Source organism: Butyrivibrio sp. AE3006, assembly GCF_000424165.1.
In the GTDB taxonomy this organism is placed as follows: domain Bacteria; phylum Bacillota; class Clostridia; order Lachnospirales; family Lachnospiraceae; genus Butyrivibrio.
Genome location: NZ_AUJJ01000012.1, coordinates 103097 through 115362 on the forward strand (window position 1 = coordinate 103097; position 12266 = coordinate 115362).

Sequence of the window (12266 nt, forward strand, 5' to 3'; positions counted from 1 at the left end):
ATCACTTTTTAAACAATACTTTCAAATTCATAAGATAAAATTTGTAAGATGTATTGTACCCGTCTTTAAGCTTTTCTTTTATCAGTTTAATATCTTCTGCAGAAAAAGAATCCTTGTTTTTATATAGCTTGCCCAGCTCATAATTTCTTCTTGCATCAAAATCAAGATTGAGCCCGAGCGCTGTAGCCATCTTTTCCATTCTCTTTAAGCCATCAAGATATTGCAGCAAATTATCTATGCTGTAATAATCATTTTGGGATGACCATGATCCGCTGTCGACATTCATCATCCTTCGATAAGCAGCAAAGTATTCTCCAAAATTGTATATTTTTCCGCAGGACATCATACATAAAATCAAATCCCTGTCTATGATCCTGCTTACATCAATGTTTGCCTTCTGAAATTTCTCTCCCATCTCTTTATAGTCTATTACTTTGAACATCGATGTCGCAGTCTGACCCGGAAGAATATACTCTTCAAATTCTTTTATTGTATAGTCACCCTTATCAGCTTTAAACATGTCATATGCTTCTATTTCCGGATGACGTACCTCATTTTCGTCAACGATGATACATCTTCCATAGCATGCGATGTAATCCGGGTTATTATCAAGAAAATCTACCTGTTTTTGGAGTTTGTTTTCATCTATCCAATAATCGTCACCTTCAATAATGGAAATATATTCTCCTTTGGCATGAGTCATCAGCTCAGGAATATTGCCATACATTCCAAGATTTTTATCCCTTATATAGGGGACTATGATTTCAGGATACTTAGTTGCAAACTCTTTGATAATCTCTGCCGTACCATCAGTTGAGCAGTCATCTCCGACTAAAGCCTCAAAAGCAAAATCTGTTTTCTGAGTCACTATGCTCTCAAGCGTGTGTCTTATATATTTTTCCTGATTATAGGTTGCTACAATTACACTTACCTTTAAGTTCATTTGTAAATTCCTTACTGTCGGCTAAATATTGACCTAAAATATGCAAGATCACTTAAGTTTTATAATCAATTCGCAAATAGCCCGAGCTGTTTCAATGTCGAGGTCCGCATACATAGGCAATGCAAGCACCTGCTCCGACATTTTTTCTGCTATGGGAGTGTCTCCCTTATATTTGATGTCTTTATAACAATTAAATTTGCTTGTGATAGGATAAAAATATTTTCTCGCATGTACATTCTCAGTTAACAGATATTCATAAACCGCGTTCCTGCCCATGGTGAATTTTCTGTCATCAATAAAAATCGGAAAATAACTGTAATTATATTTAATCCTGTCTTCATCATAATCCAGCAGTCTGATACCATCTATGCCGGATAGCATTTCTCTGTACAAATCAAATAATCTTTTACGTTTAAGCCTATTTTCTTCAAAATGCTCAAGATTGCATAATCCCATTGCAGCCTGGAACTCATTCATCTTGGCATTGGCTCCGACGAAATCAACATTTTCTTCATCCATTATGCCAAAATTGTGCAGCTGATAAAGTCTTAGTAATAACTCATCATCGTGAAGAACCGCGCAGCCACCCTCGATACTGTTAAAGCACTTTGTAGCATGAAAACTGAACATGGAAGCATCGCCAAAGGCTGCGATATTCTTCCCATTTATACTCTCGCCAAAAGCATGTGCCGCATCATAAATGACTCTAAGGTTATGTTTTTTAGCAATGCTTTCGATTTTCTCAACATCACAGGGCATCCCATATACATGCACAGGAACGATTGCGCAGGTATTATCCGTTATCAGCTCTTCTATTTTATCTGCATCAATGGTGCAATCGCTTTCCCTTATATCGCAAAACACCGGCGCAAGATTATTTCTTACAATAGCATGTGTTGTGGATGCAAATGTATAAGGAGTTGTTATTACTTCACCGGAAAGCCCAAATGCCTGAATTACCAGCTCTAACGCCATATGTCCATTAGTTAACGGCAGACAGTACTCCACATTCATGTAATCTGATAATTTCTGATGAAACTTTTGACAGATTTCTCCCATATTAGTCAGGCTATGAGTATCCCAAATCTGTTTTAAATATTCTATGTATTCATCCAACTCCGGTAGAGTTGGTCTTGTGACATATATGTCTTCCTGCATTTTTCCCTCAAGCTGTAAACACATTTTTAAATATAGTCTTGGCAGTAATCAACAGTTACTTAATCTAATCACTGACAATACCTGCCAATCTTAAAGAATTCAAGATTTGTTTATCAGGTCTTTGATATTTAAAATAATACTCTTTATTTGCTTGTTCCATAGAAACTCTTTTTGAATCATTTCCCAATAAATCTTTTATTTTCTTAAGAGCTTCATCACCTGTATTGAATCCCAGATAATTAATGCCCTCTCTAAGGTCACCGTATGGTTCATAATTAAGCATTTCTGAAACAATTGCTTTTCCGGCCGCCATATATTCTGCAAATTTCCACCCTATACTATTATGTAAGCCCGTAGTTGCAATACATACTTTAGAATTTCTCATTATTTTCATATAGTTATTTTTCTGTGTGAGTTTTTGAGAAATAATTAAATCCGGACACATTTTTCTGGCAATCTCATTATCCTGTAATCCACCTATAAATCTTTGTCCATATTCCTCACGAAGTGCTCTGATTAATTTAATTCTATCCTCATTTATTCTATTACGTTCTTCTTTTAGCGATGTTTCGGAGATTTCATCCGGATTCCACAATCTGCACATAAATAAACAATCATATATAAGCCCATCCGTTCCCTTTTCATAATATTTCACATCATTACGCCTTGCTATCTTCTTAGTAAACACCTTCAATATTTCCGAAAAGCTCCCATTGTAATCTATAGGATTAAAGAAATAGCTCACATCATAATTAAGAGATAGTGGATATGTTTTCTTACTTTGATTTTCATTAAATATATTCATATTTATGTCTTTACTAAAGCTTCGCTTAAAATAAAAATCCACTGAATCTATATACTCTGCCACTATCTTAGTATCAAAATTATATCCATCCATTAAATCATATGCCATTGTAACAGAATTATTGTCGTCCTTTACTTTTGCTTCAACAATTCCCATTCTGTTAAGCTCTTCGTTTTCTGAAGGCATTACCTGCATATGGAGTTCCAAAACTGACAGTTTTTCAAGCATTTTAAATCCGGTCGCAATAATTCTATTATGCTCACATGAAGAATAAAATCTTAAATATACCTGGATCATTATGAAACCTTTCCAATCTTTTTAATATTTTGCATTCTCTGCTTTTTCTGGTTAAAACTCATTCATCAGTTTTTGAATCTCTGCTCCACCAATAACAGTCACATTGCCATCACTGATTCTGTAAACTCTGTCACAGGCTGAAAGCACACTGGGTCTGTGTGTTGTGAGTATACAGGTCCTCGTATTGTCCTTCTTCATAATATTACTGAGAACCTTTCTCTCTGTGGCGACATCAAGAGCCGATGTAGCTTCATCCATCAAAAGTATGGGTGTCTTTCTAAGAATAGCCCTGGCAATAGCCAGTCTTTGATTTTGCCCTTCGGAAAAACCTGTACCGCTTTCACCGATCATATGATGGATTCCGTCCGGAAGTTTTTTAACAAAATCATAAGCACAAGCCTGCTCCAACGCATCTGTTATCTCTTTTTCAGAAGCATCCGGAGCGATCAATTTCATATTTTCTTCTATTGTTCCTGCAAGCATTGTGTTGCCCTGCGGTACATATGCTATAAGAGGCCTGGTATCAGTTGATAAAGCCAGGCTTTCCTCTTCATTTCCTTCAGGATATGCAAACGCTCTTCCTTCCTGAACATTCAAAATACCAAGAAGCAGTCTGAGCATAGTCGTCTTACCTTCACCCGAAGGTCCTACCAGTGCTATTATTTCTCCCGGATGTGCCTCCAGTGAAACTTTATTAAAAATCTGTCTGCTGGTTTTATACGCAAAAGACATATCCTCTACTTTAATGGCAATGCCCTTGTCTTTTCCATTTTCAAATAGTTCTTCGCAGGCAGAATAATCAACGTCCTTTTCGTCTTCTATATCAAGTAATTCTCTGACTCTTTCCGTTGAAACAGTCAGCTGAAGTGAAATCGGTACCAATGCAAGCAGTTCCTTACCTGAAGTTGCAATTCTATAAGCCATGGCTATCACTACAGTAAGTGCACCAATAGTCATAATTCCGGAATTAACTCTGTAGAATGCCCAACCGATACAAATAAGTCCTGAGAAAATACCTCCCAGGTACGTAATTCCCCATTGTAATAACGAAAACAAATTTGATTTCATATCCGCTTTATAGCGTTCTTTTTCAAGAATCTCTATTCGTTTGTAAAACTCATCAGCGAGTCCAAATGCCTTAATAGCCTGAATATTATGAAATGATTCTTTATGATAAGAGTTTTCCTTACTCTCAACCACTTTTATTGCTGCCTGACATTCATAGACTTTATTCATGAAAATTCTAGAGCTTACCAAAATAATCGGTGCCACAACTAATACAACAAATATCATGGATACGTCGTTCATAATGATTACTACCAGTGAAAGAATAATCATCAGCGTTCTTGTTATAAATGTTGTGAACAATCCGTTAGCGTTTCCCGAAATAGTCATAGCATCGGTGGACATTCTTGTTATAAGGTCACCTGAATGATAAGACGTAAGCTGTTCCCAATCAGCGTGTATCAATTTATCGTACAACTTCTTTACAAGTTCAGAACGCATGGAATTACAATTCCATGCGCCAAATCTATTTGCCGTGATGCTCAGTAATGCATTTATAACAAATAAACCTATATAGAGAATAAACATTCCGATAGTTTTTGATGTATTCCTATCCAATGCGAAATCGACCAAAGTACCTAATTTATACGTTATATAAAAATCAACACTCATACATACCAGTTCGATTAAAACATATAATATTATCCTTACAATATAACTATGATAAAAAGAATATATCCATTTCAGGTTGTAATATAATCTTGCAATTATACCACCTTTAAAGTCTTTGACTTTTTCCTTTATCACTCCCAAAATCATTCTCCTTAATATCAGCTCAACAATGATGTTGTTTACTATTTTAAAAAACATCTCTGAGATGATACACCCTCTAAATCAATCGCCACTCTTCAATTGTTGCTCTTTTTCTTAATCTCCGATATGCATTGTAAACTCGAAAGTATATCTTCCCGGCATTGTTTTCCTCTAAATATGTCAAAACATAGTAGCAATATCGCCAGTACAGTTTTGACAAATCTTCTCTGTAAAAACTTTTAAAATCATTTTTATGATCCACAGCCATCTTAAGTATACTATGATAAATCATTCTATCTTTGGAAGCAGCTGCAACCTTTACAGTCTCCGGAGCAGTGTAACCCTGGCTGGCGTGATTCATGATTTTCACAAAGAGTTGGCAATATTTTTCTTTTGTATTTCCAATAAACGCTGATTCAAATCTGTTCTTAAGTCCTTTTGCTATGATCAACGACTCTTCGAAGCTTTTTTCTAATGCTCCGCTGCTCCCCATAGCGGATCCCGGACGAACCAGATAGTTGTACAGTCTGTTCTCTATGCATGAAATACTGCTCGCATAGAAAGCATACTCAATATTAAAGGCAAAATCCTCTCCTATATGACAATTTTCAAGAAATTTTAAACCATTGCTTTGTATTACGGACATCTTGAACAACTTATTCCAGACTTCATATCCAACATGATATTCAAGAAGCTTATTTATTATAAAATCAAACTTTTTGTTCTCGTCAGAGGTGTCTATAAATCCTTTAATGAAATTGTATTCTTCAAGACTATGTCCATCTTCGCCTAACCTGTTATATTGACAGTTTACCCAATCCGAACCGGCTTTTTCAATTTCATCAACCATCGTCTGCACAGCATCGACAGCCAGACTGTCATCAGAATCAACAAACTGACAGTAATAACCCTTCGCGTTCTCTAAAGCAATATTTCTTGCGTGAGAAACGCCTCCGTTTTCTGATTTAAAGCCTTTAACCCGCTCATCTTCAGCCATCAGAGACCTGATGATATCCCATGTACTGTCAGATGATCCGTCATCAACAATTATTATCTCCAGATTTTCATATGTCTGTGAAATAACTGATCTTACACATTTCTCTATGTATTTTTCAACATTATAAGCCGGCACTATTACAGATACCAGCTTATCACTCTCCCTCATAGTATTCCTTCCGATATTATTATTTTATTATAAAAAGAAGCGTAACCTTACTCAGCCCTTTGGAAGCATATAAATAATCCGGGCAAAATAGAATATGTCATATATTCCGGTTCGAAGGCACATATATCTTACGAAGCTTATTTTTTTTGCTTTATGTACTTCCTTGAGCATTGTTCGAAATTCCTTGCTTCGAATTTCCCTGTTCAGTTTTTTCCTTACCAGGCTTAAATCGCGGTCCCCTTTATGCTCTGTATACTCTGATGTCAATCTATTGGTCCAGTCATAAATATACATGGATTTAAGCACAAGAATATTGTCCTCCGTTGTTCCCTTCTGCTTGGATTCCCATTCGATGAAATATCTGTATATCTCTTTTGTATTTTTCAGATTGTCCTCGTGATATTTTAATGAAAGACCATCTTCTTTTCTTTTTACATAATGATAGAGAGGAATATTGATCATTCCGATATTCCCATTATCAATTAACAAATAATCCAGATTGAATTTTAAATCTTCACCAACATTTACATTGGAATCAAATTTAATATTTTTATCTATAATTTTACTGAGTCGATAGCACTTATTTGTTACAAAATTAAAAAGCTTAAGCCATGCAAGCGTAGATGCAACACTTCTGTTAAGCAGATAATTTTCGCCTAACAAATATCCATATCCCGACTCTAAAATCAGGTTCTTATCTTCAACATTTCTGTTGAACTCATTTTGCATCACAATACCGACCGTAACAAATGCGGCTTTATCTTTCCATTCAGAAAAAGCCTCCACATACTTCTCAATCAAAGCATTTTCAAGATAATCATCATCATCAACGAAAGTAACATATTCGCCGCCGGCTGCACTGATTCCTGCATTTCTGGCAGACGATACGCCACAATTATCTGTTTTTATAACTGTAATACGATTATCTTTTTGCGCATAACTATTACAAACAGATAGTGTATTATCTGTTGATCCATCATCAATAATTATCAATTCAAAATTCTTATATGTTTGAGCCAATACCGTTTCAATGCACTTCTCAATATAGACGGAGCCATTGAAAGTCGGCATTATGATAGAAACCAATTTGTTTTCCATAGTTAATATCTGATATATTTCCACAAAACAAGTGCTATAGCTTTTGTCAGTCCCATAACTAAAGGCACATTTTTAACTGTTACTTTTTTCCTGTATTTATTCAAAAGAATCTGCTTTATCTCGTCGTTTTTTGAATTTCTATATACATATTTGATAGCATCAAGAAGAGCTATCTGTGTATGCTCAATTAAATCTTTTTCCTTGAGATTCTCAAAATACCGCTCTCTGTCCTCCATTGCTTCAACAATAAAAAAGCCTCTTTCATCTATTTTTCCACCCATTGTACTATCAGGCCTGATGAAATATTGATAATAAGCCTCAGGCGTATATGAGACGATTTTTGAGTTGTAAAGTAATTTATAAGTGGTTGCTTCATCTTCGTGCATCTTATCCACAGGAAATCTTATACCATCAAAGAGTTCCTTCTTATAGAGCTTATTGCATGCCACAGTACAGACATTATTTGTCCTCATCATCTGAATAACAGCTTCATGCCCGCTCCATACTCCATGTTCATTAGCTGTAAATAATTCGTTCTGAGAACCAACCTTCATCATTCCGCAGGCAACGATATCCGCATGATCTCTATGCATTTTCTTCAGCATATTTTCCAGTGTCTCGGATTTTATGTAATCATCACTGTCACAAAAGAAAATCAGATCGCCTTTTGCATTATCCAAACCTGTATTTCGTGCTGCTGATAATCCCATGTTTTTCTGATGAAACACTCTGATGCGATTATCCTTTTTTGCATAAGAGTCACATATTTCTCCGGATAAATCAGTAGAGCCGTCATCTACCAAAATAATTTCAAAATTCGGATAGGATTGTGAAATTATTGAATCGATACATCTGCTTATGTATTGCTGTACATTGTAAACCGGTACAATGACCGAGATTTTTTCAGTATTTTCTTTCGAATTAACAATCTCGAAAAAGCCATTATAATAATTCTTTATATCAAAAGAAGGCGTATTTTGAACTCGCTTAAACCCTTTATCTGACAATTCCTTTATCAATTCATTATCAAATGCAACTTTACTGATTGCGTTTGTAAGTTTATTTACAAAATCATGATCTTTATCCACAACAACAGCCGCGTCACCTACAACCTCCGGTAATGCCCCTGAATTAGTAGTAATAAGCGGAATTCCTGAAGCCAAAGTCTCTAATGCAACAAGACCAAATGCATCAATTATAACAGTTGGCATTATTACTGCATCATATTCGAGAAATTTCTCCGGCATCTGTTCTGCCGGCAGCATTTTTACACATGTAATATTCTTTGCATATTTTTCAGATAACTTTTGAACTGCCTTTTCATATTTTGTCTGTCTATCTGAGAAACCTATAATATCGAGCCTGAACTCATCTTTTCTTTCAATATCCTGTTGTTCAATAAAGTTACCGAAAGCAGTCACCAGTTCTCGGACTCCCTTTTCCGGGATTATCCTTCCCGCGTACAGGAATTTTCGTGCTATATGCTGATTGTTTTCTTTTCTTCTGCTTTTTTCAACATCAACACCGTTATACAAGACATGGACAACTGCATTTTTGTCACACGAACATATTTCTTCTTTTATATAATTGCTGACAGCTATAAACTGTACTCCATTTTTAACTAACTCTCTGATGTATTCAGGACTTCTATATACATCAACACAGTTATGCATATGAAAATAAACAGGAATATCAAACCTGTCTATGCAATACTCGACTACCTTGACAGCAGTAGACATTTGATTTTCTACAATGATCGCATCATAAGGTTTCTCAAGCTGATCTAAGCTAATTGCTAACTTTTCTATCAGCTCGTTATCAATTTGTCGTCTTGCACTAAATAACTTATTTCTCCTATAAAAGGCGTCGGAAAACTTATCAATAGCCTTCTGAACAGAACTTATATTAACGTAAATTATATCTGTGAATTCTTTTTTTATTTCTTCACTTTCATTTCCGACTGTAAACAGATCAATCTGAAAATGTTTAGCTTTTTCATTGTCATCTATAAGTCTTGTTATCAACCCTTCAACAGCCCCACCTTCAGTAGCCGGTACAGGTAAAATCAAAGGTGAAATAATCGCTATTCTTTTCATGCTTAATCCCAAAAAAGCTGCTTTAGTCTATATATCCAAAGCAGCTTTATTTTAATTAAATAATCATTTTTTATTATAACGCACAATCGTAATACCAATGGCAATTATTATGGCAATTGCGGCAATCACTCTTCCGGCTATTATCAAAGTAATGTTAGGAGTCGTTTTTATCCTGGCTGAAGTATCTTTGTTGTTTACTGTAACAGTATATGTTCCGAGGTCTGTTTCTACTAAGCCACCCTCAGAATCAGTATATGTTAACTTAAGTACAATTTTCTGATTTCCTTTTTCAGTAAATACAACATTGTAATCCTTGGAATAGTTTTTGCCTGCATATACAGTATCCAAATTGATATTCTTGCATTCTTCCGATACATTACCATCAATTACCAATTTAGCGTCAGTAATATTGTTAAGACTTATATTGTTATATGTAATACTCAATAATGATTTACCATTAAGTGTTGCAGTATTACTTATATCAACATTCTTAACGATGATACTTTTTCCGGCTGCCGATGTAATGACCATGGATGATTTATTATGAACAAGGTTTGATTCACTAGCATAATTAAGTTCACATGTAATATCGATATTATCCCCTGAAAAGTTGGAACTGACCGTTAAGGGAATTACAATATCCTTACTTTCATCAGGAAGAATTTTTCCCACATAAAACTGATTATCTGAACCATATCTAGGGAAAACATATCCTGTGGAATTGTTAATAGTCATCACCACACCATCTGCACTAACAGAAGAACTGATATTGTGCAATGTAATAGTAACATCTAAGTCGCTACCGGCCTCAAGCAATCCACTTTCAACAGAATAGCCCTGCACTTCAATAAAAGCAGCCTTTAAATCATTAGACTGTATATTAGATAACTCAACATTTTCCCCGACTCCTCCCTCGGTCTGTGCATTTTCAACCGATGCAGGTTCTTCTTCAACTGCAAAAGCTGTAATTCCGGAAAAAGTGAATAAAGAAATTGCAAGCAAAAAGCTTACGATATTAAATACTCTTATATTTTTTCTTTTCTTCATTGTCATAATACCTTACCTTACTCGAAACACCTTATTTATTCCTATACCGACAATATTGTCAAACTTGTTCATCACAAATGATATAACTATTGAAACCAAAGTCACTAAAACGAAAAACCAAATATCTATGGTTGGAAGCACGTTTTTAAAATATACCATGACCACCCTATGATATAAATATATTTCAAAAGAAATAGTTTTCAGGCCACGTAATAGGACATTATCAAATGTAACATATTTACATGTACGCATAACAAAATAATAAAAAGGAATAAGCATTAGATTATGTGATACCAGATCACTAATGCTATACTCCATACTTTTTAGAGCCCATATGAATGAAAAGCCCAAAAGTACTGCCATAGCTGCAAATATCTGTATCTTATACTTCTCCATCAGTTTATCTATTTCATCATGACACTCATAAATAGTTATTCCAAATGGAAATGCCCATTGACTAATAAAATAACTTCTGCCGAAATCAAAAATGTTAATATTTAAGTATAAAAATACGAGCGTTACAAAAATCACCGATGCCCATATCGCAATTACTCTAATATCTCTACGTTCAACTACTTTATAAACTGCAAAAAAGAGAATATAAAGTATGATCAATGAATAAATGTACCAGTTAAATACAAATATGCTCTTTAAAGAGAACTTTTTTCCAAGCATAATTATTTCAATCAATTCAGATACTATTCTCGAAACTAATGAAAATACTACTATTTTTGATACTCTCTTCCTAAAAAAGCCTTTTAAATAGTCTTGTTTTGTACCAAACGAGTAAGCTAAACCAAATCCGGAAACAACAAAGAAAAATCCCACACCAAAAGTACTGACTTTCCTTAATGGAATCAATATCAAAGGCAAATCATTAATAGCCAAAGTACAATGCGTGTAAATAATAAAGATAGCAAAAACGCCCCTTAATGAGTTGACATTGGCTTGAATGCTAATGCAGTTCTCCTGTTTATCATTTCTTATTTTAGCTCCAACAAAACACAGCGCAATTAGGAAAATGTAAAGAGCAATATATTGAATATTTTGCATGAAATCTTTTATTTATCCTCCCTTTGCCCTACTGCTCTAAAACTCCTCCTATGATAAGTTCATTCAGCTTATTTCTTTTTCTTACTTTCTTTGGATGCATCTTTGTATTTTTCTTTATGGAAGTAATCATATTCATCGTTATATGCTTTGTATTGATCCATATCGGTTTTATTGATAATTGTGCCTATCAGATTGGCCTTCACATCAACGAGAGCATTTGCTGCCGCCACCAGCTGTTTTTTCCTTGTATTTCCAATGGCAGATACAAGTATAACCGCATCTGAATTTACAGCTATTACTTCCGCATCCATGGCAGCATTAACTGCAGGCATATCAAAGATAATAAAATCGTACATATCAGCGAGTTTGTCTCTAACCTCGCTCATTTTTACAGAGCAAAGTAATCGTACAGGATTATTGATCAATTCCCCGCATGGAATATATGCAAGATTGTCTGTGGTAGTTTCATATATGATTTGATCCAGTAATGCTCTGTTCATCAGATAATCCGAAAGTCCCACAGAAGCGTACTCATTAAGTCTCTTATAGCTGTTCTTCTTACGCATATCACCATCTATAAGTACAGTCTTCCATCCTGAGCTTGCAAGAGCCGCTGACAGATTGATTGCAACTGTTGTCGCACCATTACCGGATTCGCAGCCACAAATAACAAAACTTTTGTATCCGTTCTGTTTCTTCAATATATGAAGATTCATAACCACCTGGTCAAAAGCATCATTAAGAATATAATTATCGTTTTTATAAATTTCTAATCTATTCAACCTT

General features: G+C 34.9%; 10 protein-coding genes. All 10 read right to left on the reverse strand.

All coding sequences use genetic code 11. The features are described 5' to 3' along the window. Position 1 precedes the first annotated feature (1 nt). The 10 genes from G603_RS21465 to G603_RS0108555 all read right to left on the reverse strand — a co-directional run bounded on the left by G603_RS21465 (position 2) and on the right by G603_RS0108555 (position 12262). Positions 2-943: a glycosyltransferase family 2 protein gene (locus G603_RS21465; RefSeq protein ID WP_051207652.1), complete on the reverse strand. Its 942-nt coding sequence runs from the start codon at positions 941-943 to the stop codon at positions 2-4. Positions 944-991: 48 nt separating this feature from the next. Beyond that, entirely contained in the window at positions 992-2101 is a 1110-nt protein-coding gene (locus G603_RS0108515) for a DegT/DnrJ/EryC1/StrS family aminotransferase (RefSeq protein WP_026669951.1), read from the reverse strand. 64 nt (positions 2102-2165) lie between these two features. Then, entirely contained in the window at positions 2166-3134 is a 969-nt protein-coding gene (locus tag G603_RS0108520; RefSeq protein ID WP_155832648.1) for a glycosyltransferase, read from the reverse strand. Between the two features lie 120 nt (positions 3135-3254). Further along, the gene (locus tag G603_RS0108525; RefSeq protein ID WP_026669953.1) at positions 3255-5078 is read right to left on the reverse strand and encodes an ABC transporter ATP-binding protein; all 1824 of its coding nucleotides are present in this window, start codon (positions 5076-5078) and stop codon (positions 3255-3257) included. A gap of 19 nt (positions 5079-5097) precedes the next feature. Further along, a complete protein-coding gene (locus G603_RS0108530; RefSeq protein ID WP_026669954.1) occupies positions 5098-6186 on the reverse strand; it encodes a glycosyltransferase family 2 protein in 1089 nt (362 codons plus the stop codon). A gap of 51 nt (positions 6187-6237) precedes the next feature. Beyond that, positions 6238-7284: a glycosyltransferase family 2 protein gene (locus G603_RS0108535; RefSeq protein ID WP_026669955.1), complete on the reverse strand. Its 1047-nt coding sequence runs from the start codon at positions 7282-7284 to the stop codon at positions 6238-6240. A gap of 2 nt (positions 7285-7286) precedes the next feature. Beyond that, positions 7287-9380 carry a glycosyltransferase gene (locus G603_RS21470; RefSeq protein ID WP_051207654.1) on the reverse strand — a complete coding sequence of 698 codons (2094 nt, stop codon included), beginning with the start codon at positions 9378-9380 and terminating at the stop codon, positions 7287-7289. Between the two features lie 63 nt (positions 9381-9443). After that, a complete protein-coding gene (locus G603_RS0108545) occupies positions 9444-10433 on the reverse strand; it encodes a hypothetical protein (RefSeq protein WP_026669956.1) in 990 nt (329 codons plus the stop codon). A gap of 6 nt (positions 10434-10439) precedes the next feature. Continuing rightward, entirely contained in the window at positions 10440-11480 is a 1041-nt protein-coding gene (locus G603_RS0108550; protein ID WP_026669957.1) for an acyltransferase family protein, read from the reverse strand. Between the two features lie 68 nt (positions 11481-11548). Then, positions 11549-12262 (reverse strand): CpsD/CapB family tyrosine-protein kinase, encoded by a 714-nt coding sequence (locus G603_RS0108555; protein WP_026669958.1) that lies wholly within the window; start codon positions 12260-12262, stop codon positions 11549-11551. Positions 12263-12266: the final 4 nt, after the last annotated feature.

Coding starts and splice junctions, on each gene's coding strand:
- G603_RS21465 (WP_051207652.1), bottom strand. CDS start 943: ATGAACTTAAAGGTAAGTGTAATTGTAGCAACCTATAATCAGGAAAAA.
- G603_RS0108515 (WP_026669951.1), bottom strand. CDS start 2,101: ATGCAGGAAGACATATATGTCACAAGACCAACTCTACCGGAGTTGGAT.
- G603_RS0108520 (WP_155832648.1), bottom strand. CDS start 3,134: ATGCTTGAAAAACTGTCAGTTTTGGAACTCCATATGCAGGTAATGCCT.
- G603_RS0108525 (WP_026669953.1), bottom strand. CDS start 5,078: ATGTTTTTTAAAATAGTAAACAACATCATTGTTGAGCTGATATTAAGG.
- G603_RS0108530 (WP_026669954.1), bottom strand. CDS start 6,186: ATGAGGGAGAGTGATAAGCTGGTATCTGTAATAGTGCCGGCTTATAAT.
- G603_RS0108535 (WP_026669955.1), bottom strand. CDS start 7,284: ATGGAAAACAAATTGGTTTCTATCATAATGCCGACTTTCAATGGCTCC.
- G603_RS21470 (WP_051207654.1), bottom strand. CDS start 9,380: ATGAAAAGAATAGCGATTATTTCACCTTTGATTTTACCTGTACCGGCT.
- G603_RS0108545 (WP_026669956.1), bottom strand. CDS start 10,433: ATGACAATGAAGAAAAGAAAAAATATAAGAGTATTTAATATCGTAAGC.
- G603_RS0108550 (WP_026669957.1), bottom strand. CDS start 11,480: ATGCAAAATATTCAATATATTGCTCTTTACATTTTCCTAATTGCGCTG.